Origin of the sequence: Streptococcus sp. HMSC066F10, assembly GCF_001813805.1 — a bacterium.
GTDB lineage: Bacteria > Bacillota > Bacilli > Lactobacillales > Streptococcaceae > Streptococcus > Streptococcus vaginalis.
This window is the reverse complement of the sequence record NZ_KV813983.1, coordinates 38161-63343: the sequence shown is the minus strand read 5'-3', so window position 1 is coordinate 63343 and position 25183 is coordinate 38161. Positions and strand designations below refer to the sequence as shown.

The 25183-nt window shown below is 40.5% G+C and carries 26 protein-coding genes; 6 read left to right on the top strand and 20 right to left on the bottom strand.

The annotated features are described in order from the left end of the window. Positions 1–458: 458 nt before the first annotated feature. Together HMPREF2933_RS05615 and HMPREF2933_RS05610 are read right to left on the bottom strand one after the other, a co-directional pair. Positions 459–1745 (bottom strand): peptidase U32 family protein, encoded by a 1287-nt coding sequence (locus tag HMPREF2933_RS05615; protein ID WP_024051830.1) that lies wholly within the window; start codon positions 1743–1745, stop codon positions 459–461. 130 nt (positions 1746–1875) lie between these two features. Beyond that, positions 1876–2805, bottom strand: coding sequence for a peptidase U32 family protein (locus HMPREF2933_RS05610; RefSeq protein WP_024051831.1), 930 nt, complete (start codon positions 2803–2805; stop codon positions 1876–1878). A 138-nt stretch (positions 2806–2943) separates the two neighbouring features. Here HMPREF2933_RS05610 and HMPREF2933_RS05605 point away from each other — a divergent pair, with 138 nt between their 5' ends. After that, on the top strand, positions 2944–3237 hold the full coding sequence (locus HMPREF2933_RS05605; RefSeq protein ID WP_003032701.1) for a DUF3270 domain-containing protein: 294 nt from the start codon (positions 2944–2946) through the stop codon (positions 3235–3237). A gap of 104 nt (positions 3238–3341) precedes the next feature. Here HMPREF2933_RS05605 and HMPREF2933_RS05600 read toward each other — a convergent pair whose 3' ends face one another. The 8 genes from HMPREF2933_RS05600 to HMPREF2933_RS05565 all read right to left on the bottom strand — a co-directional run bounded on the left by HMPREF2933_RS05600 (position 3342) and on the right by HMPREF2933_RS05565 (position 9560). Next, entirely contained in the window at positions 3342–3812 is a 471-nt protein-coding gene (locus HMPREF2933_RS05600; protein ID WP_024051832.1) for a YtxH domain-containing protein, read from the bottom strand. 15 nt (positions 3813–3827) lie between these two features. Beyond that, the gene (locus tag HMPREF2933_RS05595; RefSeq protein WP_024051833.1) at positions 3828–4211 is read right to left on the bottom strand and encodes a DUF948 domain-containing protein; all 384 of its coding nucleotides are present in this window, start codon (positions 4209–4211) and stop codon (positions 3828–3830) included. Positions 4212–4229: 18 nt separating this feature from the next. Next, a complete protein-coding gene (lgt, locus tag HMPREF2933_RS05590) occupies positions 4230–5003 on the bottom strand; it encodes a prolipoprotein diacylglyceryl transferase (RefSeq protein ID WP_024051834.1) in 774 nt (257 codons plus the stop codon). Further along, positions 4996–5928: an HPr(Ser) kinase/phosphatase gene (gene hprK / locus HMPREF2933_RS05585; protein ID WP_024051835.1), complete on the bottom strand. Its 933-nt coding sequence runs from the start codon at positions 5926–5928 to the stop codon at positions 4996–4998. Before hprK ends, lgt begins: the two co-directional genes overlap by 8 nt. A 117-nt stretch (positions 5929–6045) precedes the next feature. Then, entirely contained in the window at positions 6046–6567 is a 522-nt protein-coding gene (locus HMPREF2933_RS05580; RefSeq protein ID WP_070241633.1) for an NUDIX hydrolase, read from the bottom strand. 50 nt (positions 6568–6617) lie between these two features. After that, positions 6618–6890 carry a PspC domain-containing protein gene (locus HMPREF2933_RS05575; RefSeq protein WP_070654286.1) on the bottom strand — a complete coding sequence of 91 codons (273 nt, stop codon included), beginning with the start codon at positions 6888–6890 and terminating at the stop codon, positions 6618–6620. Between the two features lie 104 nt (positions 6891–6994). Continuing rightward, on the bottom strand, positions 6995–7444 hold the full coding sequence (locus HMPREF2933_RS05570) for a SprT family protein (protein ID WP_024051838.1): 450 nt from the start codon (positions 7442–7444) through the stop codon (positions 6995–6997). Next, positions 7431–9560 (bottom strand): Tex family protein, encoded by a 2130-nt coding sequence (locus tag HMPREF2933_RS05565; protein WP_070654285.1) that lies wholly within the window; start codon positions 9558–9560, stop codon positions 7431–7433. Before HMPREF2933_RS05565 ends, HMPREF2933_RS05570 begins: the two co-directional genes overlap by 14 nt. A 229-nt stretch (positions 9561–9789) precedes the next feature. Between HMPREF2933_RS05565 and HMPREF2933_RS10115 the strand changes: the two genes are divergently transcribed. The 5 genes from HMPREF2933_RS10115 to zwf all read left to right on the top strand — a co-directional run bounded on the left by HMPREF2933_RS10115 (position 9790) and on the right by zwf (position 14658). Further along, on the top strand, positions 9790–9930 hold the full coding sequence (locus tag HMPREF2933_RS10115; RefSeq protein WP_006270662.1) for an SPJ_0845 family protein: 141 nt from the start codon (positions 9790–9792) through the stop codon (positions 9928–9930). Further along, a complete protein-coding gene (locus HMPREF2933_RS05560; RefSeq protein WP_070584158.1) occupies positions 9927–10832 on the top strand; it encodes a permease in 906 nt (301 codons plus the stop codon). Before HMPREF2933_RS10115 ends, HMPREF2933_RS05560 begins: the two co-directional genes overlap by 4 nt. Further along, positions 10829–11644, top strand: coding sequence for a TIGR03943 family putative permease subunit (locus HMPREF2933_RS05555; protein WP_024051841.1), 816 nt, complete (start codon positions 10829–10831; stop codon positions 11642–11644). Before HMPREF2933_RS05560 ends, HMPREF2933_RS05555 begins: the two co-directional genes overlap by 4 nt. Positions 11645–11758: 114 nt before the next feature. Further along, positions 11759–13123, top strand: a complete 1365-nt coding sequence (locus HMPREF2933_RS05550) for an MFS transporter (RefSeq protein WP_024051842.1) — start codon at positions 11759–11761, stop codon at positions 13121–13123. 47 nt (positions 13124–13170) lie between these two features. After that, positions 13171–14658, top strand: a complete 1488-nt coding sequence (gene zwf, locus HMPREF2933_RS05545; protein ID WP_024051843.1) for a glucose-6-phosphate dehydrogenase — start codon at positions 13171–13173, stop codon at positions 14656–14658. Between the two features lie 47 nt (positions 14659–14705). Here the strand turns inward: zwf and ftsY are convergent, their stop codons facing one another. The 10 genes from ftsY to HMPREF2933_RS05500 all read right to left on the bottom strand — a co-directional run bounded on the left by ftsY (position 14706) and on the right by HMPREF2933_RS05500 (position 25180). Then, a complete protein-coding gene (ftsY, locus tag HMPREF2933_RS05540) occupies positions 14706–16193 on the bottom strand; it encodes a signal recognition particle-docking protein FtsY (RefSeq protein ID WP_024051844.1) in 1488 nt (495 codons plus the stop codon). Positions 16194–16205: 12 nt separating this feature from the next. Then, positions 16206–17018, bottom strand: coding sequence for a Cof-type HAD-IIB family hydrolase (locus tag HMPREF2933_RS05535; RefSeq protein WP_024051845.1), 813 nt, complete (start codon positions 17016–17018; stop codon positions 16206–16208). After that, entirely contained in the window at positions 17018–17809 is a 792-nt protein-coding gene (locus HMPREF2933_RS05530; RefSeq protein ID WP_042753989.1) for a Cof-type HAD-IIB family hydrolase, read from the bottom strand. The genes HMPREF2933_RS05535 and HMPREF2933_RS05530 overlap by 1 nt, the downstream gene beginning before the upstream one ends. Before the next feature lie 119 nt (positions 17810–17928). Beyond that, positions 17929–19494, bottom strand: a complete 1566-nt coding sequence (locus HMPREF2933_RS05525; protein WP_017646703.1) for a recombinase family protein — start codon at positions 19492–19494, stop codon at positions 17929–17931. A gap of 2 nt (positions 19495–19496) precedes the next feature. Further along, the gene (locus HMPREF2933_RS05520) at positions 19497–20705 is read right to left on the bottom strand and encodes a recombinase family protein (protein WP_017646702.1); all 1209 of its coding nucleotides are present in this window, start codon (positions 20703–20705) and stop codon (positions 19497–19499) included. Positions 20706–20761: 56 nt separating this feature from the next. Then, the gene (locus tag HMPREF2933_RS10110; RefSeq protein ID WP_017643178.1) at positions 20762–20923 is read right to left on the bottom strand and encodes an SHOCT domain-containing protein; all 162 of its coding nucleotides are present in this window, start codon (positions 20921–20923) and stop codon (positions 20762–20764) included. Next, entirely contained in the window at positions 20920–21321 is a 402-nt protein-coding gene (locus tag HMPREF2933_RS05515) for a DNA-directed RNA polymerase sigma-70 factor (protein ID WP_017646701.1), read from the bottom strand. Before HMPREF2933_RS05515 ends, HMPREF2933_RS10110 begins: the two co-directional genes overlap by 4 nt. Positions 21322–21430: 109 nt before the next feature. Further along, positions 21431–22900: an N-acetylmuramoyl-L-alanine amidase gene (locus HMPREF2933_RS05510; RefSeq protein WP_017646700.1), complete on the bottom strand. Its 1470-nt coding sequence runs from the start codon at positions 22898–22900 to the stop codon at positions 21431–21433. Position 22901: 1 nt separating this feature from the next. Next, complete coding sequence (locus tag HMPREF2933_RS05505) at positions 22902–23306, bottom strand: phage holin family protein (protein WP_017646699.1); 405 nt, start codon at positions 23304–23306, stop codon at positions 22902–22904. Between the two features lie 17 nt (positions 23307–23323). After that, on the bottom strand, positions 23324–25180 hold the full coding sequence (locus HMPREF2933_RS05500; protein ID WP_017646698.1) for a DUF859 family phage minor structural protein: 1857 nt from the start codon (positions 25178–25180) through the stop codon (positions 23324–23326). Positions 25181–25183 lie beyond the last annotated feature (3 nt).

The following is a 25183-nucleotide window of genomic DNA, read 5'->3' as shown; positions in this document are numbered from 1 at the left end:
GATGTTTCCATCGTTATTTTATTAAAGAATGATTTTCTTGTCCACAATATATCAAAAACAAGTTTTTTCATCTAAAACAATAGCGGTTTTATACCAAAGCGTGAAAATCATTAAAAAGCTTCTACCGACTGCATCAAATAACATTCTTATTTATTCTTACTTTGCGTTCTTTATACGCGATGCAATTCTACAAACCACTACATGACATCTTCAGAAATATTTATCAAATACCTCCAATTAAGAAAAACAATTAGCAAATAGAAACTAATACATCATAAACGATTTAAAATATGAACGTTCCGATACCCATTGGAATCAGCCCTTTCTTATCTTTCTTTAATTATATTGTACACCTTCTTTTTTAAAAAAGCAAGCGTTTACATCCAAATTTTTAAAATATTTTTTGCAAATGAAAAGAGGCAGAATTAACCATTCAAACCTCTTCTCAATGTAGATTTTTATGCTCGTACTGTGACACTTGTGCCGTCTTCTTTATAAAGATTTATCAAACCTTCTTTACGACTGCGTACCATATCACCTGGATAAACCGGATATGGCAAGGAAATCGTCAATAGTTCCATCGGATTTGGAGCCCGATCAATTTTATTTCCATCTGAATCATATAAATCTGTAATGACTGCATCAAAATGACGGAAACCAGGACCATAAAACTCAACTGGGTCGCCCTCATTGATGACATTTCGTTGCCGAATAGTCGCTGTTTGCGTATCAGGGTCATAAGCCACCACTTCTGCCACAAATTTATATTGCGGAATTTTGCGGCGTGCTCCAAAAAGCTGCTCATTTTCAGTTGGTGTATGATAGTAAAATCCCGTTGCCAACTCACGTTGCGCAACTTTCCACATTTCATCTACTAAATCTTGCTTGATTGCTTCAAACTTTTCAGGACTTTCAAGATAAGCATCTACTGCCGCCTTGTAACAATTTGAAACAGTAGATACATAGTGAATAGACTTCATGCGCCCTTCAATTTTCAAGCTGTCTACTCCATTTTCAATCATATCTGGAATATGGTCAATCATGGACATATCCACAGCCGACATAGAAAATTCTTCTGGAATTTCGCCTTTTAAGCTCTTGCGCTCTTGTCCAAAGGGCATATCGTAGAGATCATATTTCCAGCGGCAAGATTGAGAGCAGCCCCCACGATTGGCATCCCGCATGCTCATATGATTAGATAAAGTACAGCGCCCTGAGTAAGAAATGCACATAGCACCATGAACAAAAGCTTCAATCTCCACATCGGTGTGTTTGCGGATTTCTGCTAGTTCTTCCATAGAAACCTCACGCGCCAAAACGACACGTGTCAACCCCAAATCTTTCCAAAATTCTAAGGTTTCATAGTTTGTTGCGCTAGCTTGTGTTGACAAGTGTACTTCCAAACCTGGCGCTTCTGTACAAGCAATGGCAATCAATGCTGGGTCAGATACGATAACGGCAGAAATGCCAATATCTCGCAAAGTGCGGAACCATTCCCCAGCTCCTTCTTCATTTCCTTCGTGGGTTACCATGTTCGCAGCCACATAGACTTTTGCGCCATGTTCACGAGCAAATTGAACGCCCTCTTCCATTTCTTCAAACGTAAAATTTCCAGCACGACTGCGCAAACCATAGGCTTGTCCGCCAATGTAGACAGCATCCGCTCCATAGCGAATGGCGACTTTTAATTTTTCCAACGTTCCAGCAGGCGCCAGAACTTCTGGTCTTTTCAAAGTTTTTGTCATATTCTCGCTCTTTTCCATATTCTAATACTTAGCCTTTTTATTTTATAGCAAAAAAGGCTTGAAAGCAAACTAAAGGTAGCAGATTGTGAATGTTAAACAAGCAGTCACAACTCGCGACCACCTGTATTCCTTATTTCACCTGGTCTGGATCATATTCATAAAATCCAGTATCCAAGAAACGATTTTGGGGATGCAATTGATGAATCTGCTCATCCAAAAGGAAAGCCTGATCATGTGTAAATTGATTGGTCTCAATCAGCTCACGCGCTTGCACAAAGAGTTTGGCAATTTCAACAAAATTGTGTCCTGGCGTATAAATCCCTTCTAATTTCCAATGTGTAAAGCCATGTTCTACCAACTCTCCAAGTTTCGTCATCATATCCAAATCATTATTTGCAAAAATATGCGTCCCATGATTGTCCTCAAAAATAGAATAATGGCTATCTGGGTCACTCGGCTCTGCAAGGAATAAATCACGCTCACGACTCTTTTCGTCATCAATATGAGTGAAATTATAATAATTTTGCAAAAGCGGACGCTTAGAGTGATGAATGACGCTAGCACCATAAACCAAAATCTCAACAGGAATTTCTAACACTTCCTGCATTTTAAACAATTCTGCCGATGGAATTTCCCGTGCTAAAACAGCCTCAGAAGCGCCAGCTTTTTGCCCCCAGAAGTTCACTTGACGACTGCTAGCAACCATAGTCGAGGCATCATAAATCGTCTTAAACGGATAACCATCGCGTTTTAACACATAAAAGACACCGGCATCTCCCACAGTAATATAATCCGCCTGAATATCCACTAAAAAATCAAGAAATGGCTTGATTTTATTCATCATTTCCTGATGTATCAAAGCATTGACAGCAACTGTCAACTTTTTGTCCGCCTCATGTACAAGGGCTGCAATCTGCCGCAATTCATCATAAGAAAAAGTATGGGGTAACCGAAGACCATACTCCTTTTCACCTACATAAATGCGATCTACGCCTGCTTCTAAAAGCTCTTTTACTTGTTCAACGCTCTCAGCTGTCGCTGTAATGATAATCTTTTTCATAGCAAAATTATAACATATTTTTGATTTCTCTTCTATTTTTTAATTTGAAAAGCATTTTTAGCCTTTTTGTAACCGTTATGTAATATTTATCTAATTAAAATCATGATAAAATAAGAGAGTACTGTAAGGAGAGAGAACATGACTGCAAGAAAATATCAGCCCTATCAAGAGGACTACACCTATCCAGAATTAGAACAAGAACAATATCCCCTTTATCAAGATTACATTCCTGAAGCAAAAACGAATCCAAATCTGAAAGAATTACTATTTTTCGTGAATATTGCTACATTTTGTATCTTGACAGCTTTGTTTAGCTTTTTATTCTTGTCTATTAAAATAAACACTTTCTTAGCTTTTGCTTTAGCAATTGGTGTTAGTTTAGTTTGCATTAAAATGCAGCAAGCATTTATTCGTCAGAAAAGAAATAAATAGTTTTGAAATTAAAGCGCCTTGCAAACAGGCACTATTTTTGTCGTGAATTGTTGTGATTCGTTGTGATGTAAAATCGATGTTAAAAAGTTAAAAAAATTGAGGTGCTAGTCCTCAATTTTTTTGTCTTCATTTTCCGATTCTTGGTTTTCTTCTGTCAAATCAATGACAATATCCTCGGAAGTAGGCTCATTTTCTGATGATTCAGGAGCAGATTTTTTAAATTCTTCTGGTGAAATCCCTTCTGACTCCATTTTTTCTTTCCATTCTTGAAATTTCTCTTGTGAGAAGTCAACTACTTGTTTCGTTGCTTCTTTCACAGAGTCAAGAATTGTTTCACCTATAATTTCTCCGCTCTCAACCTTTTCTTTGGCTTGGTTGACTGCTTCTGCAGCTTGATTAGAGAAATGATTGGCTTTTTGTACTACTTGATCTTTAAAATCATCTGGATTTTCTTTGACGTCATTCATAAAATCAGAAACCTTAGCTGTCACTTCTTTTCCTTTTTTACTTGTGAGAAATACCGCTGCAGCCGCACCAGAGATTGTTCCTAAAAGGATAGATGAAAATTTACCCATAATAAACCTTCTTTCTTATTTTTTAAATAGTTTTGTAATCATCCGTAAGGCCGATAAAGTTGCACCAGCTTTCACTCCATTTTTACCTGCTGTAGCAGCTTTTTTACTCAAATGACGAGCAGAATCATTTAAATCTGAAACTGACTCTGACAAATCTGCAACTGCAGTGAAAAGTGGATCAATTGTTGTCATTTTCCCGTTAATATCATCTGCTAAAACATTCACTTTCGTTAACAATTCATTGGTTTGATAGAGTGTCACATTGACATCTGTCGTCAACACCTGAATTGTTTTTTCTGTTTCGTCAACGACATTTGAGATTTTCCTAACCAAAAAAATCGTATAAACAATCAAAGCAATCAAAGCGAGGGCAACTAGACTATAAGCAATTTCAAGCATTTTTCTTCTCCTAACTTTTTAATAATAAGGGGTATCTTTTTTTCTGCGTTGGTAAATGACGAGAATGATTCCTGCAACCACTAGAACAGCAGACAACCATTGCGACACACGCAAGCCCGCAAACATGAGACTATCTGTTCGCATACCTTCAATCACCATGCGACCTATTCCATACCAAATAAGATAAAATCCAGTCATTTCCCCACGTTTGAGGAAATTTTTCTTTCTTCTCGCAACCATCACTAAAGCAAATCCTAACAAATTCCAAACCGACTCATAAAGAAAAGTTGGTTGTCGGTAATGACCATCAATGTACATTTGGTTGCGCATAAAACTTGGTAAGTAATTTAGACTTTTAACAACCGCTCCGTAAGCCTCTTGATTGAAGAAATTTCCCCAGCGTCCAATACTTTGGGCAATCATCACTCCTGGAACCGCAATATCTAAAAAGTCTAGCGTATTGATAAGCTTTCTTTGTGAGAAAAAATAAAAGACAATCGCTCCGGTGATTAAACCGCCATAGATAGCAATTCCTCCGTGCCAAATGGCAAAAATCTCAGCAGAATTTTTAGCATAATAGCCCCAATCAAAAATGACATAATAAATGCGAGCTCCAACGATTGCTAAGGGAAACGCAATGAGGATAAAATCAAGAATGTCATCTGGAATGATTTTCTTTCGCGGCGCTTCACGCATAGCCAGATAAACAGCTAAAACTAAACCTGTTACAATACAAATCGCATACCAGCGAATACTTAGAGGTCCTATTTTAAATGCAATTGGATTAATCATGAGACACCTCATTCTCACTAATGAGATTGGTCAAGCGTTCCTCAAAAGTCTTCGTGGCATCAAAGCCCATCTCTTTAGCACGGTAATTCATCGCTGCTGCTTCAATCACCACCGAAATGTTGCGACCCGTTTTCACAGGAATACGAATCCTTGGAATGGACACACCTGATACTTCAAACTCTTCACCATTATTTCCCAAACGGTCAAATGTTTTATTGACATCATAATTTTCCAGATAAACAGCCAATTGAACCTGTGATGAATCCTTGACAGCACTAGCTCCATAAAGGCTCATGACATCAATAATCCCAACACCGCGTATTTCAAGTAAATGGCGCAAAATTTCCGCTGGCTCGCCCCAGAGAGTCATTTCATCTTTTGCGTAGATATCTACGCGGTCATCCGCAACTAAACGATGTCCCCGTTTCACCAGTTCTAAACCAGTTTCGCTTTTTCCGATTCCACTATCTCCTTGAATCAAGACACCCATTCCGTAAATATCCATTAAAACCCCATGAATACTGGTTCGCTCAGCCAAACGCGAATCCAAATAACTTGAAATCTCACCGGATAAACGACTCGTTGGGGTGTGACTGCTGAGAACAACAATTTCATTTTCCTTTGCAGCCTTTAACATCTCATCAGGAATTTTCAAATCACGCGCCACAATCATAACTGTATCGTGTTCAAACATTTTCCGTAAAACCTGATAGCGATTATGTGACGTCATCTTCATCAAGTAAGACCATTCTTTCATGCCCATTAGCTGGATACGCTCTGGGGTGTAATAGTCAAAATAACCTGTCATTTCAAGTCCTGGGCGGGAAATATCAGAGGTCGTAATTTCTCTTTCCAACATTTTCTCGTCGCCATAAACCACATTTAACCTGACTTTTTTTAATAGATCTTTGATCTTTACAGTCATATTCTTCCCCTTTGATAGTTTCTTTTTCTATTATAGCAAATTTTGAGATTAAAGGAGAGTTTCATCCTTGATTTTGCAAAGAAAATGGATGCAACCATATATAATATATAGCATTTACTACTTCTCTGACTGGAGCATTTTTTCTACAATTTGTTTTTGATTTTGAAATAAAGGATAACGATTCATAAAATATCGGAGTTCACTAGGTTTCAGCCAGATGTGACCATCCGTTTCACCCTCTTGATATTTCACATCTTTTTCTGTAACGGTTGCCTCATAAAAATCAAAATGACAGTGATCTTTAGGTGAAGTCGTCTGCTCAATCAGTTGTATTTCTCTAGGAATTAGCCCAGTTTCTTCCCGCAATTCACGATAGGCTGCGGTCATGCTATCTTCACCAGCCAACACACTTCCTCCTGCACCAAACTCATAATAATTAGGATGAATTTCTTTTTCTGGACTGCGGTGCATCAGGAGAAATTCCCCATCTAGATGGCGAACGAAGACATTGACACAAAGGTGATACTGCCCTTCCGCAATTGGTTGACCTCTCTTTAGAAAATCTCCTTGTCGCTCTCTTTGCTCATCATATGCATCCCAATATTCCATTTCTTCTCCTCCTAAAATAAAGGAGTTCATTGTCCGAACTCCTTTCTAGCATATTTAACCAAACGCTTGCTCCATCACACTCACCAAAACCAACTATCTTCTTCTTTGATAGCTTCTGCTTCTTTGCGCTTACGAGGTCCTGTTCCATACATTTCTTCTTCTACATCTTCCTTGTAAGGCATTACAGATGATAAGATGATGTAAATGATAATACCTAATCCGAAATTAGAGACAGTAAATAAAACGAATAGAAAGCGAACAAGCCCTACATCTAGACCAAATTTATCAGATAAACCTGCTAACACTCCCGATACAGCTCTATTTCGACGTAATTTATAAAATGTTGTTTTCATCATCATTTAGCCTCTTTCATTGATACTGAATCTAGTGTAACACATTTCAGTCATCATGCCATCCGTCCTTAGGCGGATTTCTGATTGTTTCGTCAAAATAATCATTAAGACTGCAATTGTCTGACAAAAATGAGCTTCCCTTGGCAACGTCCGCAGCAATACCGCTCAGTATTGATTCGTCTTTTTCTATGATATTGTGCACGACAATGCAAGCATTGATAAACAAGCGTTTTTGAAGTTGATTGGCTTGATAAAGTAGGGGCATAGCGCAAACCGTCCACGGCTTTCAATAATTGCTTGAAATCTCGATCCTTATGTCGATAACCTTTCTTTTCAAAGTAAAGATGATAATGGCACAACTCATGCCGCACAATTTTTCGGAAGGTTTCTAAACCAAACTGTTCATAGATTCTAGGATTAAAATCAAGATGACCATCCTTTGGAAAAAAGCGTCCACCTGTTGAGCGAAGACGCTTATTCCAAGAAGCCATATGTCGAAATTCTTTGCCAAAATCTTCCAAAGAGACTTGTCTGACATAGTTAGTTAGATTCACGCGGTGCCACCAAGGAAAGATTGACCTTTTCTCTTTCTATATCCAGCTTATCCACCCACACGGTTACCAAATCACCAACAGAAACTACTTGGCTTGGATGTTTGACATAGCTGTTGCTGAGCTTAGAAATGTGAATCAAGCCGTCTTCGTGAATGCCAATATCGACAAAAGCACCAAAGTCAACAACATTGCGGACAACGCCTTCTAACTTTTGCCCAATTTGTAAATCCTTCATATCAAGGACATCTTGACGCAGAACCGGTGCATCAAATGAATCACGCATATCACGACCTGGCTTGAGCAAGTCTGCAATGATATCCTTGAGGGTAGCTTCTCCCAAGTTCAAATCTGCAGCAACTTTTTTGACATCTAAAGACTGCAATTTTTCTTGAGCGGCTTGATCTAAGTCCGTAATTGCAAGCGTTTGGAACAATTTCTCAACAGCTGGATAACTCTCTGGGTGAACACCTGTATTATCCAAAACATTATCACTTTCGGGAATTCGTAAGAACCCTGCCGCCTGTTCAAATGCTTTAGCACCCAGACGAGGAACTTTTTTGATGGCATCGCGCGAGCGAATCATGCCTTCTTCTTCACGATATTTGACAATATTTTCAGAAATCGTTTTGTTTAACCCTGCCACATGCGATAGAAGAGATGGGCTTGCGGTATTGATATTAACGCCGACTTGGTTAACAACGGTATCTACGACAAAATCCAAGCTTTCAGATAATTTCTTCTGGCTCACATCATGTTGGTATTGACCGACACCGATTGATTTTGGGTCAATTTTAACTAGCTCTGCAAGAGGGTCTTGCAGTCGACGTGCGATAGAGATAGCCGAACGTTTCTCAACGGTCAAATCAGGGAACTCATGCCGTGCCAATTCGCTAGCAGAATAAACAGACGCACCGCTTTCATTGACAATAACATAGCTGACGTTTGGATGAGTTTTCAATACTTCAGCGACAAATGCTTCACTTTCACGACTAGCTGTTCCATTCCCAATAGCAATGATTTCAACACCAAATTGGTCAATCAAGTCTGACAAATCTTGCTTAGAAGCTTCAATTTGCGCTGCTTTTGCCGGTGGAACAGGATAGATAACCTGAGTTGTCAGCATTTTTCCAGTTGCATCTACGACTGCTAATTTTGCTCCTGTCCGAAAAGCTGGGTCAAATCCTAGTACCACGCGTCCTTTGAGTGGCGCAATCAAGAGCAGATTTCGCAGATTATCTGAAAAGAGCTGAATGGCTCCGTCTTCTGCAGTCTCGGTCAATTCTGCCCTAATCCGACGTTCCATAGCTGGAATGATTTTCTTTTTCACAGCTTGCTGGATTGCTTCATGAATGTAGTCATTTTTGACCTTAAAGCGCACTTCAAAGAAGCGGATAATCTTATCTACATTATTCTCAAAACTAACTTTGAGAACACCTAGCTTTTCACCACGATTCAGTGCTAAGGTGCGATACCCCTGCATATCCGCGATTTTTTCGGAAAAGTCATAATAGATTTGAAACACTTGCTTTTCGTCCAAATCTTGATCTTTTAAAGTTGAAACAATGCTTGAATTTGTCAGCATTTCATGATAAGTCCAAGCACGCAGTTGTACATCTTCTGAAACGGCTTCCACTAAAATATCTACAGCTCCAGCTAGAGCTGCTTCTGCCGTCGGAAATGTTTCGTTAGTTAAGGCAGTTGCTTCCTCTTGAAGAGTGGCAGCATTTTGTAATATGAGTCGTGCCAAAGGAAAAAGTCCTGCTTCACGTGCAATCGTAGCTTTTGTCCGACGTTTTTCTTTGTAAGGAAGATAAAGTTCTTCCACATCAGCCAACTTTTCAGCTGCTTCAATGGCCGCACGCAATTTGTCCGTCAGCTTTCCTTGTTCTTCAATCTTTGCCAGCACCGTTGCCTTACGCTCTCTGAGGTTCGTCAGACTTTTATCCAAATCAAGAATAGCCTTAATCTCTACCTCATCCAAATTACCTGTCATTTCTTTCCGATAACGAGCGATAAACGGAATCGTGTTGCCCTCTGCTGTCAGTTCCAATACTTTTTCAATTTGCTTCTGACTAATCTTTAAACTTTGCGATAGTTCGATAATATTTGTTTCCATAAAAAATATTATATCATACCTTTTCCAGTCGTCCAAATCCAATTACTACTTCATTCTTGGTTTATGGCTATTTTACTTTATCAAAAAATTTTTTTCCTTATACACATAGTTTCTTCATTATACCACATTCCTCTCCTTCTTTCACAAGCTAATCTTTATTCTGCTGACTTTATTTCACCAGAATTTTCAAAATGATAGTATAATAGTTAAAAAGGAAAAGGAGGCTGTTATGGCTATTAAATTTACGCGTTCAGATGATTTAGATAAAATGTTTGAAGAATTTGCAACGTTACCTAAAATCGAAAAAATAGAATTTCCTGATGAAAAAGAAAAAAAGATTAAAAAAGAACAAAAGGCTAAAAAGTTATGAGTTTTTTTAATCAACTACCACCTAGCGTTTTGCAAGCTGGTGCGATTTTCCTCTCCATTATTATTGAAGCACTACCTTTTGTGCTAATTGGGAGTATTATTTCAGGTTTTATAGAGGTTTATATCACACCAGACAAAGTTTATCGCTATCTGCCTAAAAATAAATGGTGTCGAATTTTCTTTGGTACTTTTATTGGCTTCATTTTCCCTTCTTGCGAATGTGGAATTGTCCCTATTATCAATCGCTTTTTGGAAAAGAAAGTACCGAGTTACACAGCTGTACCTTTTATGGTGACAGCGCCGGTTATCAATCCCATTGTTCTTTTTGCGACTTACTCTGCTTTCGGGAATTCCTTTAAAATGGCTTTGCTCAGAGCTCTTGGCTCTATTGTTGTAGCAATTATTCTAGGAATTTTCTTTGGCTTTCTCAACACAGCAACTATTCAAAAAGAGAATCGAGTCATTCAGCATGAACACGACTTCTCCCATTTAAGTCAGCCAAAGAAAGTATTTCAAGTGTTTGTGCAGTCTATTGACGAATTTTTTGATACAGGTCGTTACTTAGTCTTTGGTTGTCTCTTTGCCAGTCTAGTGCAAGTCTACGTGCCTACACGCATCCTGACTTCCATTAGTGCAACACCGCTTATGGCTATTTTGCTATTGATGCTGCTTGCATTTCTTCTCTCACTTTGCAGTGAAGCAGATGCCTTTATCGGCAGTTCGCTCATTTCTAGCTTTGGTTTAGCGCCAGTTCTGGCTTTTCTCGTCATTGGACCAATGCTAGATGTGAAAAATATCCTCATGATGAAAAATTACCTCAAAGGACGATTCATCTGGCAATTCATTGGAATTGTTAGTTTAGTTGTTGTCATTTACTCTTGGCTTGTGGGGGTGGTGCTATGATTCGTTTTCTAATTTTAGCTGGTTACTTTGAAACCACCATGTATTTGCAACTTTCTGGCAAGCTCAATCAATACATCAATATGCATTTTTCTTATTTGGCATATATTTCCATGATACTTTCTTTTGTGCTAGCTATTGTGCAGCTCATCGTCTGGATGAAAAAAATGAAAGTACACAGCCATTTGACGAGCCACTCAGCAAAATTTGCTAGCATTGCTTTTCTTGTTGTACCACTTATCGTTGCTCTCTTCTTTCCAACGGTCAATTTGGACTCTACAACCGTTTCTGCTAAGGGCTACCATTTTCCTCTAGCTGATGGTAGTTCAAAGAGCATTCAGGCTGATGAAGGTACTACCAATCAATACCTGAAGCCTGATACCAGTACCTATTTTACTAAAAGTGCTTACGAGAAGGAAATGCGGGCAGCTGCAAAAAAATATCTGAAAAAAGATGTCATCTCCGTTACGACGGAAAATTATATGGAAGTCATGGAAGTCCTCTATGATTATCCAGATGAATTTGCAGGGAAACGGTTAGAATTTACTGGCTTTGTCTACAACGACCCAAGTGATAAAAACAGCCAGTTTCTTTTCCGTTTCGGTATTATCCACTGTATCGCAGATTCAGGGGTTTATGGACTTCTGACAACTGGTAATACAGAGCATTTTGAAAATAATACTTGGATAAGAGCGAGTGGAAAAATCACTATTCGCTACCATAAGCAACTAGGACAAAGCTTGCCAACGCTTGAAGTGGATAGTTTCAAGAAAGTTGAAAAACCCAGCAATCCTTATGTTTACCGCGTATTTTAAACCACATTAAATAAGCAAAAGAAGACCTGATAAGTATTTCTCTAGGTCTCCTATTATGCTCTTTTATAAGTAATTATGATAAAATAAGAGAAATTTATATTTTTAGGAGGTATTATGTCACATCCAAACCAACCCGTTTCAAGGAAAACCTTGCTCTCTATTCTCGCTACAGCACTCATTGCTTTTGCTGGAATTCTATCTGAAACCAGTATGAATGTCACCTTTCCGCACCTTATGAAAGTTTTTCATACAGACCTTGGCACATTGCAATGGATTACAACAGGTTATCTGCTAGTTGTCGCTATCACGATTACACTTGGAGCCACTCTAGCACACAATTGGTCTGAGCGTAAAATTCTATTCACCAGTCTAGCTATGTTTACGCTGGGTAATGGCGTTGCGATGATTGCCCCTAATTTTGCCCTACTTATGTTAGGACGCATTCTGCAAGGAGCATCCACAGGAATTGCTACCCCTCTCATGTTTAACCTTATCGTGGAACGAATCCCACGCAGCCAAATCGGATTTTACATGGGACTGTCTGGACTCGTTATAAGCCTAGCTCCTGCGATTGGTCCCACTTATGGCGGCTTTATGATTGGCTTGTTTGACTGGCACATGATTTACACACTCATCATGCCCGTTCCGATTATCTCCTTCATATTAGGATTTTTATTTTTAGAAAATACCCCCAATAAACAAAAACGTCCTTTTGAGTGGATTTCTTTCTTGCTTCTTACACTTTCACTGACTTTTTCTATCATGATGATTTCTAGCTTAGAAGAAGGTAGCTTTAATTGGACTTTTGTCATCATCTTTTTATTATCACTTGTCCTTTTCGTTTGGCGAAGTTTAACGGTAGTGCATCCTTTTTTAGATATTCGTATTTTGAAAAATCCAGTTATTTTACTAGGAATTATTCCTTTCTTTCTCTACCAATTTTCAAATTTATCAGCCAATTTTCTGATTCCTAATTTCTTAGTTTTAGTAAAACACGAGGCTACTTCTGCCGCTGGCTTTGCATTGCTTCCTGGAACAATGTTAGGAGCTTTTTCGGCACCTTTCTTTGGAAAATTATATGACACCAAGGGACCCAAACTTTCTCTATATGGTGGGAATCTCCTCTTTTTCTTAGCCGTTTTCGTTTTTGCATTCTTTACAAAAGCCTTAACATTACCGCTCATCATCCTTTTTTATATTTTCTTTACGATTGGGCGCAATCTGGCTTTCAACAACACGATGGCCTTATCTGTTTCACAAATTAGTCGTGAGAAGTCGCCAGATGCCACAGCACTTTTTCAAATGGCTCAAACATTTGCTGGAGCTTTAGGAACGGCGATTGCTGCTATCATGGTCAATCAAGCTCCTGATACTACGACAGGTGTGCATCTTGTCTTTCTACTCCTTTTCTTCCTCGTTATCCTTATTTTTTATCTCTTTTACTCTTTATTTCGAGCTATCAAAAATCAGAAATTTTAATCAATTTATGGTAAAATAAATAAAATATTAGAAAATGGGTGTTCAAAATGTCTTCAAAAGTGATTATTACAATTTTTGGTGCCAGTGGAGATTTGGCAAAAAGAAAACTCTATCCTTCTCTTTTTAGATTGTATAAATCTGGCAATCTGTCTAAGCATTTTGCCGTTATCGGTACAGCTCGCAGACCTTGGAGCAAGGAATATTTTGAATCTGTCGTGGTCGAGTCTATCACAGAACTTGCAGACAGCCCTGAACAAGCGCAAGAATTTGCTAGCCATTTCTATTATCAAAGTCACGATGTCCAAGATACCGAGCATTATATTGAATTGAGAAAACTACAAAATCATCTCAATGAGCACTATCAAGCAGAACACAATAAACTTTTCTTCCTATCTATGGCTCCTCAGTTTTTTGGTACGATTGCCAAACATCTCAAATCAGAACAAATTGTGGACGGGAAGGGATTTGAACGCTTAATTGTAGAAAAACCTTTTGGCACAGACCTAGCTTCTGCTAGCAAACTGAACAACGATTTGTTGGCAACATTTGACGAAGAGCAGATTTTCCGGATTGACCATTATCTCGGCAAAGAAATGATTCAAAGTATTTTTGCCATTCGCTTTGCCAATCTTCTTTTTGAAAATGTCTGGAATCGTGATTATATTGACAATGTACAGATTACCTTTGCTGAAAAGTTAGGTGTGGAAGAACGTGGTGGTTATTACGACCATTCAGGTGCACTGCGCGATATGGTGCAAAATCACACACTTCAACTCCTGTCTTTGCTTGCTATGGACAAACCCAAAACTTTTACCAAAGATGATATTCGTGCTGAAAAAATTAAGGCTTTCAAGCACTTACACAAGCCGTCCGATAATGATTTGAAAAAGCTCTTCATTCGTGGTCAATACACTTCTGGCAAAGTGGACGGGAAAAAGTACATTTCCTATCGTAGTGAACCAAATGTTGCCCCAGAATCTACCACAGAAACCTTTGCTTCTGGTGCATTCTTTGTAGATAGTGACCGATTTCGCGGGGTGCCATTTTTCTTCCGTACTGGAAAACGTCTCACTGCCAAAGGAACCCATGTCAACATTGTCTTCAAGCAAATGGAATCCATTTTCGGCTCCTCGCTTCAACCAAATGTGCTGACGATTTACATTCAACCAACTGAAGGATTTTCTCTTAGTATGAATGGCAAAGAACTGGGCGAGCAATTTAACTTAGCTCCATTGACACTTGATTATCGTACAGATGCAACAGCTTCTGGTGCGTCACCAGAACCTTATGAGAAGCTCATCTACGATGTACTAAACAATGACTCAACCAATTTTAGCCACTGGGACGAAGTTCGCTCTAGTTGGGAATTGATTGACCGTATTGAAGCCTTGTGGGCAAATAACGAAGTTCCCCTTCATCATTACAAATCAGGTACTATGGGACCCGAAGCCAGCTTTGAACTCCTTAACCAATTTGAAGCTGATTGGAACTGGCGTCCAGATGAAGCCTATCGCAAAGAAGGACGATTGGGGTAAAGTAAATATATACAAAAGACTTGCAATTCATTTGCAAGTCTTTTTTCTTATACCAAGCCCTCTAAGAGCCCTTTCATAAAGTTTTCAGAGTTAAATACTCCAATATCGTCAATTTTTTCTCCGAATCCAATCAGTTTAACTGGAATATCCAGCTCTTGACGGATTGCAAGAACAACACCACCACGCGCTGTTCCATCAATTTTCGTCAAGACAATTCCTGTTACTGGCGTAATTTTTGAAAATTCCTTAGCTTGAACAAGGGCGTTTTGACCAGTTGATGCATCCAGTGCCAAGAACGTTTCATGTGGCGAAGCTGGATCTACCCGTTTGATAATCCGTCCAATTTTTTCCAACTCTGCCATTAGGTTATCTTTGTTTTGCAAGCGTCCGGCCGTATCAATCATTAGAATATCCACATTTTCAGCCTTTGCACGCTCCATACCGTCATAAACAACGCTAGCTGGATCACTCTTTTCTGGACCTGTCACAACCGGAACATCTACTCGACGTCCCCATTCCACCAACTGAGCAACAGCTCCTGCACGGAAAGTATCTGCTGCAACTAACATGACTTTCTTGCCAGCCTGCTTATATTTATAAGCCAATTTCCCAATCGAAGTGGTTTTCCCAACTCCGTTTACACCCACAAAAAGCATGACTGTCAAACCGTCTTGTAAATTGATTTTTTCGTTAAATTGACCATCTTTCTCATAGATGTCTACTAACTTTTCAATGATGACCCGACGAAGGACATCTGGCTTTTTGGCATTTTCAAGGCGAGCTTCTTGGCGTAAGGCTTCTGTCAGATTAGAAGCGACTTGCACTCCCACGTCACTCGTAATCAAGAGTTCTTCTAACTCTTCAAAAAACTCCTCATCTACCGAGCGAAAATTAGCAAAGAAAGCATTAAGCCGCGCTCCAAAACCTGTCCGTGTCTTCTTGAGACTGCGGTCATACTTTTCCTGAACCGTTTCTTCTTGAATAAATGAACTTGCTTCAATTGGTTCGCTAATAGTCTTCTCTACCGTAGTTGACTCTGCTGAGCTTGACCATGCGTTCGCTTCGTTCAGCTGCCTCATATTTTCTTGTTCTGCCTGCTGTCTTCTAGCTTCTGCTAAACGTGACTGTAAATCTGTGGCAGCTGGATGAGTCGTATATTGCGAAAAAGCTGCTGTCTCGTCAGGTTGTGGAGTTCCCATTTCATTCTGCAATGTATGATTTTCTGGAGCTTGCGAATCATTTTCAGCTGACTCTGCATCTGCCACTATATCAGCCAACCTTGGCTCCATTTCTTCTACTTTTTCTTGAATGGTTTCAAGACGTGCCTCATCCTCAGCAAAACGTTCTTTCAATTCTGTTTGGAATGTTTGTTCATCTAGATTCTCAGATTGCGTATTCTCTACAGGAGCTGTTTCTACTTTTTCTAGATTCTTGCCTTGATCATCCTCTGATACTATTTCTACAGCTTCTTCAGGAATATTTTCAACTGGTTTTTCTTCTTTTTGGCGACCAAAAAGGCGATCAAATAAACCCATTAAATCCCTCCTTTATTTCAGTGCATATTTTTCTATAGCCCAAGCAACAGCATCTTCGTCATTCGTCATCGGCGTCACTACATTGGCGACTTCTTTGACTGCTGCTACTGCATTTTGCATAGCTACACCAAGCCCTGCCCATTTTATCATAGACAGGTCATTTGCTTCATCTCCGCAAGTCATGACTTGACTTTGTTCAATTCCTAAATGAGCAATCAATTTTTCTAAGCCATTTGCTTTATGGACATTCTTCGGAGACCATTCTAACAGCATATCGCGCGACTTAAAAATTTCATATTTGTCAAATAAATCGGACGAAAGTTGAGCGATGCCACGATCAAGCGGATCTGGTGCATAAGCTGTTACACATTTATTATAAGTCTGTTGGCTAGATAAGTCTGCAAATGAAACCGACTCAAATGTTAAAGCAGGATTGCAAGTTTGGTAAAGCGATTCATGGTCTGACTGGATTTGGTAGACAGTTCCTTCGCAAATCGCATCTAGTGGCAAGCCTAACTTTTCTGTTTCCTCAAAAATGCGAGCCACATCGTCATAGGCAAAAACTGTTTTATCAAGAATTTCACCTGTATTGCGTTGCACCAAACCACCATTAAAAGTAACGGTGTATTCGTCCTCTTGATTGGCTACGCCCAGTTCGTTTAAGAAAAGCTCCATTGCTTTTAGAGGGCGACCGGTCGTCAAAACAATCTTAATTCCCTGCTCTTGAGCGGCTTTAAGCGCCGCTAAATTTCGAGCAGAAATTTTTTTCTCAGAAGTCAGTAAAGTCCCATCTAAATCTAGGGCAATCAATTTTATCTCTGCCATTATAAGCCCTCCATATACGTCATAACTGAATGCGCCGCATGATGCCCAATGACCTCTTTGGCTACTTCCAAAATCTCTGGACGAGCATTTTCAGGGGCAATGGGATAACCTGCTACTTGCATCATGTGTAGATCATTCAAATTGTCACCAAATGTCATGACCTGATCCATTTCAAGATTTAATTTCTTCGCCAATTCGACAATGGCAACGCCCTTGTCTACATAGTCTAGGACAATATCAATTGACTTATAACCTGTCGTCATAGCTTTGACACCGGGAACGTGTTCATTGACCCAGGCCTCACCAACAGCTACTGTTTCTTCAGAAAAATTGGTTGTAAATTTGAAAATTTCATCTGTAATATCCTCCAAGCGAGCTACTTTTTGGATATTTTCATTATAATGCGTACTAAAAGCTAAATAAGCTGGATCAACCGTTTCTAAAACATAGCAGCCCTTTTTACCTGTTAGAAGCAATTCACTGGTATTGATGAAAGGAGATGTCTTCAATTTCTCAAAAGCTGACAGATAAAAATCTTTGGACATGGTTGCTTCATAGAGATCTTCTCCGTGAAATTTTACCAGACTGCCATTTTCAGCAATAAAAATTATCTCATCTCGCACATCCTCAAATAGCTTTTCTAATGACAGCAAACTGCGTCCACTGGCTACTGCAAAATAGATGCCCTTTTCTTTAAAACGGAGCAACAACTGCTTCAGTCGAACCATATCAAACTGCCCTTTGTCATCTAAAAAGGTGCCGTCCATATCTGTTGCTATCAATTTAATCATACAATCTAACCATTTCCCTTTCAAGGGGGTGCAAAACCCAAGTGGATTGTGCAACTCACATTCTACTACAACTTCTCTCATTATACCATAGAAACCTCAAAATTGACACGCCTAATCTGCTATAAATCAATCCGTAAGCCATTTTTAAAGGTTAGGAAAATTTTCTTGTCTTCTTTGATATCCAATCGCTCAACGCTGGTCTGCCAGAGTTCTTGGTTGAAGTCTGTGATGAGGTCATCCTGCTCTTTAAAATTTTGGATAAAACCATCAAGACTGAGCTGCTTACTTTTCTGCTCTTCCAAGACTGACCTAGTTTCCTGCAACTCTTTCTGTTTTTCTTGATAGGCTGTTACCAAGGTATTGTACTGTTCTTGGTAGAGGTCTTGATTCTGAGCTTTCCTTGCATTCCTATCGACCAAGTCCTCGATGTCTTGTCGTATGGTTTCAAGATGATGCTCCAAGTCATCAAGCCTAGCTTCAAGTGACGAAGTGTCTTTTGCCATGTCAATCAAGAGTTCCGTATTAGCGATAATCTCATCTCGGTTACTGAGGAGTTGATTGATAGCTGATAGGAACCAACCTTTAATCTCTTCCTCCGTCACATGAGGTGTCTGACATTTATGCTCACCCTTGTACTTGGCATTGCACTGGTAGATAGTGCGTTTGTACTTGCTGGTAGAGTGCCACACCTTACTGCCAAAAGCTGACCCACAATCACCGCAGAATAGTCGTCCTGTGAAAATGTTGCTGGTTTGCCGTTTCCTTTCCAGCTTATCCAATTCAACCTGAACCAAATCAAAGACTTCACGTTTGATAATGGCTTCATGGTTGTTCTCCACATAATACTGTGGAAGTTCCCCTTCATTGAGTTTAGTGCTTTTTGTCAAGAAGTCCGTTGTAAAACTTTTCTGAAGGAGGGCATCCCCTTTGTATTTTTCATTCCGAAGCATACGCTTGACCGTGCCATAGCTCCACTGCCTTTTCCCTTGTGGCGTTGGAATCCCTTGGGCAGTCAACTCTCTTGCAATTTTGTTGGGGTTGTTTCCCAATAAAACTTGATGAAAAATATACCTAACGATTTTAGCTTCTTCGTGGTCAATTTCAAAACCACCCGTGTCACTTTTCTTGAAGCCTAGAACTTGGCTGTAGGAAAAGGTCACTTGCCCTTCAGCCAACTGGCGTCGTCTACCCCAAGTCACGTTTTCTGAAATGGAACGGCTCTCTTCTTGGGCAAGACTCGACATGATGGTAATCAGAAGCTCCCCTTTGGAATCAAAGGTCCAAATGTTCTCCTTTTCAAAATAGATTTCAACGCCTGCTTCCTTGAGCTTGCGAACCGTTGAGAGGGAGTCTACCGTGTTTCTGGCAAATCTACTGACTGACTTGGTTAAAATAAGGTCTATCTTTCCGTCAAGGGCATCTTCCACCATTTCTTGAAAGCCAAGTCTCTTTTTGGTGTTTGTTCCAGAAATCCCTTCATCGGAATACATCTTGACAAATTCCCAATCCGAGCGACTGTTGATGTAGTCTGTGTAGTATGTCATCTGTGCTTCATAAGAAGTTGTTTGGTCTTCATGGTCAGTTGACACCCTGGCATAGCCTGCCACTCGTCGTTTGGTAAATCTGGGAAGTTCAACCTTATGGGTGACTTGTTTGGCTGGTTCTATCGTGATAACTTTTTTCATGTCTACCGTCCTTTCTGAATGATGACGTGTTTTTCTTCTCCATTTCTATAGATCGCTTTAGCTTCATTGGTCACGCTATTAAAAGAAATATGGTGAATGTCTTCTGTATTTATGCTCTCACCAAAAGCTTGAAAGAGCTGTTCTTCTGTAACGGTACGTCCTAAACAAGTCTCAACACCTTTGGCATCTCTTGTCCTGCAATAATACCTCACTCGCTTTTCCTGATTAAATTTGGTCTCCAAAGTCAGAACCATGTCTAAACCGCAGTGCTCACAATACACTTTGCCTTGTAACTTTGCTAGGGCATCATGCTTTGAGACTCTCCTCCTAGCACGACGCTTTTTCTCTTGATTGACCAGTTGGAAATACTCCGGTGTCACAATAGCTTCATGGGCATTCTCAACGATATACTTCGCCATCTGCCCATCATTTAGAATGGAGCGACTGCCAAATTGATCTCGAAAGGTCTTCTGTAAAATCAGTCGTCCACAGTAGGCTTCTTGATCAAACATGTTATAGATGACTCGTTTAGTGAAGCGATTCCCTAGCCTTGTTCGCTCACCCCTATCATCAAGCCTTTTAGCTATTTTAGGGGCTGAAAGTCCTTCCATATACCATTCGAAGACCTGCCTGACAATAGAGGCTTCATGGGGTTCAATCACATACTCGTCGCCATTCCACCGATAGCCAAAGATGTCTTGAGGAATATAAGGTTTCCCTTCTTCAAAGCGTTTCTTCACTCGCCATCTGATGTTTTGACTGATAGACTGTGATTCTTCTTGAGCCATGGAGGCAAGCAGGGTTAAAAGCAACTCCCCTTCAGCGGTTAGGGTGTCAATCTTCTCCTTTTCAAAGCGAACACTGATACCAAGTCGCTTCAGCTCACGAACAGTTTCCAAAAGCTCCACCGTATTTCGCCCAAAGCGTGAAATAGACTTGGTTAAGATAAGGTCAATCTTACCCTTACGACAATCTTCAAGTAACTGTTGAAAGTCTCGTCTATAAGCTTGACTGCGACCACTAATGGCTGAATCGCTGTAAACTCCCACATAGTCCCATTCAGGATTTGCCTGTATCAATTGGCTGTAGTGGCTGACTTGATTGGATAAGGACTGGAGTAAACTCGTATGCGAAACCCTAGTGTATGCGGCCACCTTTAACCTTTTAATGGCAGTTACCTTCTGGGCTTGTATCGTTTTGATTTGTTTCATTGATACATCTCCTTTCGCTATTATATATCACTCTAAAGCCCTTATTTATCAAGTCTTTAGGCCACTAATTGGCTCATAAAAGGCTCATATTTTTCGAGCATTTTTGCCTTAAATTCTTGGAAGATGGCTTCAGAAATCAGACCCTGGGACAGGAGCTGCTTTGCCTGTGCCATAGTCAGTTGGTAGGTAAGTTCTTGTTGAAAGTCTTGTTCTGTCATTTCTTGTCTCCAAATCTAGCAGTCACATAGCACTTACGACTACAATATTTTCTCTTAGGATTAGCGTAGGAGGTAAACTCACCCCCACAAGCCAAACAGACATGCTCGGTATAGGCCTGTCGATTGACTTCCTCCAAATGGCTGTTCCACCATGTTTGACGGCAGGGTGTTCCACAAAAGCGTTTCTTTTTCTTACCGTCTATATGCGTCAAAACACGACCACAAGCATGACAATAATCTGGTAAAAGCTCATCTGTTTTCTCACCAGCCTCAATCACCTCACGACGACAAAATGACTTTATGGTGTTAGACGATAGACTGAGCTTTACGCCAATGGCTTTATAACCAAGTCCATGTTCTCGTAAATAACGAATAGCTGCTTTTTGTTCTGGGGTCATGACTTTCCTCCTTCTACCTACTAGGGGAAGATGGTGAGGATTTAGTCCAACTTTTGAAGAAAAAAAGCAAAAAGAAAAAGCCTAATGTCTCCACCAGGCTTAAAATCTTTTATCCTAATCTGAACCAACCGATAACTTTTCCAAGTTTGACGGTGCCAGTCGCATCATAAAGTGAGCCATCTGCCATCCAGACACGCTTCACTCGACGGGTAATACCGCCACCACCAATTTCCAGTTGGTCATTGATACCGTTCTTGTTGTGGTCAGAGTAGCCATCGACATTCTGCTCAACCCCATCAATGCTTGTACCATCTGAATCTGTGATACAAATGCCGATGTGACCATAAGGATGACTGTCTGTCTTAATAACATAGAAGTCACCAGCTTTAGGGTTAACGCCCCAAGCGTCCTTAATGACTGTAAAGCCGTTAGCTTTCGCCTTGGTTAAACAATCGATGGCATTGGTGTATGCCATGTCCTTGTCGGTCAACTCCTGCACAATCTTATCCACCAGACTGACGCATTGTCCACCATAAGGGTTGGTAGGAACAGTCACTTTCTGACCAACTTTAGACAGTGCTGAAGCAACCGCGCGTTGGGCAAGACTTGTTGCTACTGCTTTGATGGAACTCGTCGCCTTATGGACTTTCAAGGTTTGACCAATCTTTAAGACATCGGTTTTCTTCAAACCATTCAAGGCTAAAAGACCATCAACCGTTGTCCCAGATTTTCGTGCAATTCGCCAATAGCTATCTCCCTTTTGAGCCGTATAGGTCTGTTCTGAATGACCAAGGCTGGTTCCTTCCACATCCTGTTCCAGTACCCAAGATGTAATCCCTTCAAGTAAGTAGGCTCTCTTACTACGAGATTGGTTTACGGCTTTGACTTGGAGGATTTTGTAGGTGCGACCTTTGACCCAACTTGCCATCGCTTGACCCGTTTGGTAATGAGTCGCATGACCAAGCACACGAACACTATCCCCAACGTGATAAACAGGGCTGGTAGAAGCATGGGGCTGTCCTCCTTGCTTACTGGGGGTGGCAGAGACAACTGTCTTCACCTCCTCTTGGGTAATAGCAGAGACGAGACCTTTGGCCAGTTCTTCCTTCTTATTTTCAAAGATAGTCATGTCCTCTTCGTTATCAATAAAGGCAATCTCCACCAAGCGGTAAGTGTACCCACGGTTCTTAGCTTCGTTGGCATTATAGAGCCAATCCACTTTCTTAATCCCACGGTTTTGGAAATGACGGCTAAGGACAGATAGAATAGCCAAATCCTCCTTATCAGCCGTCAAAGAAGATTGAATGAGGACTTCCGTTCCTCGTGCAGTGCCATTAAAGGCATTGAAATGAAGCTCGGTAACAGAGTCATAGCCCTTACCAAGGATTGCCAGTGACTTATAATCATAAACATTTTGGTCTGTGATATAATCGATGTTTTTGCCGCTGTACTTGGACATGAGTCTAGCCAACTCACGAACCTTTCCGGCTTCTGTGATGCCACGTTTACTATTCACTGCTCCTGGATCATAGGTAGTGCGTCCTTGCCCATGTCCACAAATCACTAGATGTTTTCCCATGTTAGTCTCCTTCTTTTTCGTTGAATTGTTTTAAGAGTGCTTGCAGTTTCTCAGGGATAGGTAAACCAATCCGCACCGCATTTTCCAAAATACTCAAGCCTTCATTACTCAAGTAAAAGAAAATCACCATGGTGCGAATCGCTCCACCCTGCTTGATGATTTCAGTATCAATGAGGTGTCCCACAGATACCAAAAAGAGAATGGCTATCTTTTTGAAGATACCCTTAAATCCAATATTGCTAGCAAGCCTTTTCTCAACTGCTGCTGCCATAAGACCTGTGATGTAATCGATGGCAATAAAAATCATCAAAGCGAAGAAAAAGCCATCAACTTCTCCAAAAATCGAACCGATAAGCCCTCCAATCGCTGAGAAGAGAACTTTGTTTGTTGCCAGTAATTCTTTCATAATGACACTTTCCTTTCTTATGCTGTCCTACGCCAACGGTAAACCGTGACGTAAGGTTGTAAGTTGTTGTGTGGCTTGTTGCCACCAGTATTTCCTGTGTTATTCCCTTGAGGGTAAAGACTAGAGTTCCCATCTGAAGAGTAGTCTCGTCGAATAGCCTGATTGCCATTATTGGCAGATACATACTGAGCGTGCGAGTGAGACGGCATTTCATCAACCGTCAAGGTATGTGTTTTACTACCGCCTGATTTATTAACGCTCTTAAACTCACTTTCATTCTCAGATACGCCAACTAAGACCCTGCCATTGCCAAACCTCTCCCAAGTCCCACCCATAATGGTAGCTGGACTGGTACTTGACGTCGACTCGTAAATCACACCGACTGGGTAAAAGATATCAAGAAGTTTCTTATTCTTCATATAAATCTCACCGTCAAAATAAGCAGGTAAACTCCCATCCACATCAAGTACCCCTCTTGTCCACGCTTTGCCTATCCCCATACCAGATGGACTTAAGCCGTAGACGACCTTCTCTGGACCAACGGTAAATTCAAAGGTCGTGGCATAAAAGAGGTCTGCGAGCTTTCCAATAATGTTGTAGGATTTTGTCGTATCGTAGGTACCCCCTAAAATAGCTTGGAAATCCGTCTTTGTGTGTTCCGTGGTTGACGTCCAGTTGGCCGCACCACCAGCGTTTGTGACCTTCTGGCCACTTGCCAAATCAACCACTTCCCATGTCAAGGTTGCCTTATTCTTTTGAACACTATTGATGGTTAGAGGGGCAATCTTAAGCTTTCGTGTGACCGTCACCTGATTCATACTAGAACCGGCACGAACTGCTGAAAATGAAAAGATAGGTTTGAAATACTCTAATAGGGTTATCTCCACTTCTTTTCGAGCACTTTGTCGCCCTCTCGAATCAGTCACATAGGCAGAGACCTTAGCGCGACCAATCCAGTTGATACCTCCCAAAAGACCGTTATTACTCGTTACCACATTAGGCAGTTGAACCCACTGATTATTCTCAAATTTAAAGACCTCTGCACGATAACCCGTTGAAGGAATGATCGATCCGTAAACACCCGCTCCTTGATTAAAAGTCACTTTAGGGTTAGACACTAACTGGGCAAAACTTGTACTAGTTAAAATCGTTTTTGCAGTGGCATGGGATTCTGAAACAGAAATACTACCCAAGGTTGGAACAACTGACGTCGGTAGGTTGAGGGTAATGGGAATTGTCATAGAACCTATTGTCTTATCACCATAGATAGTAGCTAGCGTTAAATGACCGTTACCTGAGGTGTTATTTGGAATTTGAGTTGCTAATTGCGATATTGATGGCGTCCAAGTTACAGAGGTCGCAATGCCTGTTCCAATGGTGCCACTTAGAGATCCAAAATGCCATGTGATATTATGGGTAAAATCACTACTAGCGCGCTTAATCGTAATGGTTACGACTTTCCCCATCATATTCCCAGAAACTGTAGCACTCGATGACCGTGGAATATCACTTAAACGTAGCGTTTGTGAACCTGTATTCAAGGTGCCAGGCGACCAGCCACCAGACCCAGTGAAGGTCGCTGAAAAACTGATGGTTTTTGACCCATTCGAATCATGTGACACAGTGATGGTCTTATCAATCAAGTGAAGAGAACTATGAGCAGTATACATATCTGGTCGCCCTGACCAAGAAAGCGTCTGGCCATTGATAGACACACTTGCCCTACAGTCATACATCCCAAAGGTCGTATAACCATTCTTTAGCCAAAGTTGGACTCGGACAGTAGATGTATTATTAGCCGTTGAAGTTCCTGTTTCTTCCACTCGTAAAAGTAGGGTATAGCCCCTATCATTATTTGAACCATAATCTGCCATAGG

Bases quoted from the DNA above. Each gene is read 5' to 3' on its own strand.
- HMPREF2933_RS05615 (WP_024051830.1), bottom strand. From the start codon at position 1,745: ATGACAAAAACTTTGAAAAGACCAGAAGTTCTGGCGCCTGCTGGAACG.
- HMPREF2933_RS05610 (WP_024051831.1), bottom strand. From the start codon at position 2,805: ATGAAAAAGATTATCATTACAGCGACAGCTGAGAGCGTTGAACAAGTA.
- HMPREF2933_RS05605 (WP_003032701.1), top strand. From the start codon at position 2,944: ATGACTGCAAGAAAATATCAGCCCTATCAAGAGGACTACACCTATCCA.
- HMPREF2933_RS05600 (WP_024051832.1), bottom strand. From the start codon at position 3,812: ATGGGTAAATTTTCATCTATCCTTTTAGGAACAATCTCTGGTGCGGCT.
- HMPREF2933_RS05595 (WP_024051833.1), bottom strand. From the start codon at position 4,211: ATGCTTGAAATTGCTTATAGTCTAGTTGCCCTCGCTTTGATTGCTTTG.
- lgt (WP_024051834.1), bottom strand. From the start codon at position 5,003: ATGATTAATCCAATTGCATTTAAAATAGGACCTCTAAGTATTCGCTGG.
- hprK (WP_024051835.1), bottom strand. From the start codon at position 5,928: ATGACTGTAAAGATCAAAGATCTATTAAAAAAAGTCAGGTTAAATGTG.
- HMPREF2933_RS05580 (WP_070241633.1), bottom strand. From the start codon at position 6,567: ATGAACTCCTTTATTTTAGGAGGAGAAGAAATGGAATATTGGGATGCA.
- HMPREF2933_RS05575 (WP_070654286.1), bottom strand. From the start codon at position 6,890: ATGAAAACAACATTTTATAAATTACGTCGAAATAGAGCTGTATCGGGA.
- HMPREF2933_RS05565 (WP_070654285.1), bottom strand. From the start codon at position 9,560: ATGGAAACAAATATTATCGAACTATCGCAAAGTTTAAAGATTAGTCAG.
- HMPREF2933_RS10115 (WP_006270662.1), top strand. From the start codon at position 9,790: ATGGCTATTAAATTTACGCGTTCAGATGATTTAGATAAAATGTTTGAA.
- HMPREF2933_RS05560 (WP_070584158.1), top strand. From the start codon at position 9,927: ATGAGTTTTTTTAATCAACTACCACCTAGCGTTTTGCAAGCTGGTGCG.
- HMPREF2933_RS05555 (WP_024051841.1), top strand. From the start codon at position 10,829: ATGATTCGTTTTCTAATTTTAGCTGGTTACTTTGAAACCACCATGTAT.
- HMPREF2933_RS05550 (WP_024051842.1), top strand. From the start codon at position 11,759: ATGTCACATCCAAACCAACCCGTTTCAAGGAAAACCTTGCTCTCTATT.
- zwf (WP_024051843.1), top strand. From the start codon at position 13,171: ATGTCTTCAAAAGTGATTATTACAATTTTTGGTGCCAGTGGAGATTTG.
- ftsY (WP_024051844.1), bottom strand. From the start codon at position 16,193: ATGGGTTTATTTGATCGCCTTTTTGGTCGCCAAAAAGAAGAAAAACCA.
- HMPREF2933_RS05535 (WP_024051845.1), bottom strand. From the start codon at position 17,018: ATGGCAGAGATAAAATTGATTGCCCTAGATTTAGATGGGACTTTACTG.
- HMPREF2933_RS05530 (WP_042753989.1), bottom strand. From the start codon at position 17,809: ATGATTAAATTGATAGCAACAGATATGGACGGCACCTTTTTAGATGAC.
- HMPREF2933_RS05525 (WP_017646703.1), bottom strand. From the start codon at position 19,494: ATGAAAAAAGTTATCACGATAGAACCAGCCAAACAAGTCACCCATAAG.
- HMPREF2933_RS05520 (WP_017646702.1), bottom strand. From the start codon at position 20,705: ATGAAACAAATCAAAACGATACAAGCCCAGAAGGTAACTGCCATTAAA.
- HMPREF2933_RS10110 (WP_017643178.1), bottom strand. From the start codon at position 20,923: ATGACAGAACAAGACTTTCAACAAGAACTTACCTACCAACTGACTATG.
- HMPREF2933_RS05515 (WP_017646701.1), bottom strand. From the start codon at position 21,321: ATGACCCCAGAACAAAAAGCAGCTATTCGTTATTTACGAGAACATGGA.
- HMPREF2933_RS05510 (WP_017646700.1), bottom strand. From the start codon at position 22,900: ATGGGAAAACATCTAGTGATTTGTGGACATGGGCAAGGACGCACTACC.
- HMPREF2933_RS05505 (WP_017646699.1), bottom strand. From the start codon at position 23,306: ATGAAAGAATTACTGGCAACAAACAAAGTTCTCTTCTCAGCGATTGGA.
- HMPREF2933_RS05500 (WP_017646698.1), bottom strand. From the start codon at position 25,180: ATGGCAGATTATGGTTCAAATAATGATAGGGGCTATACCCTACTTTTA.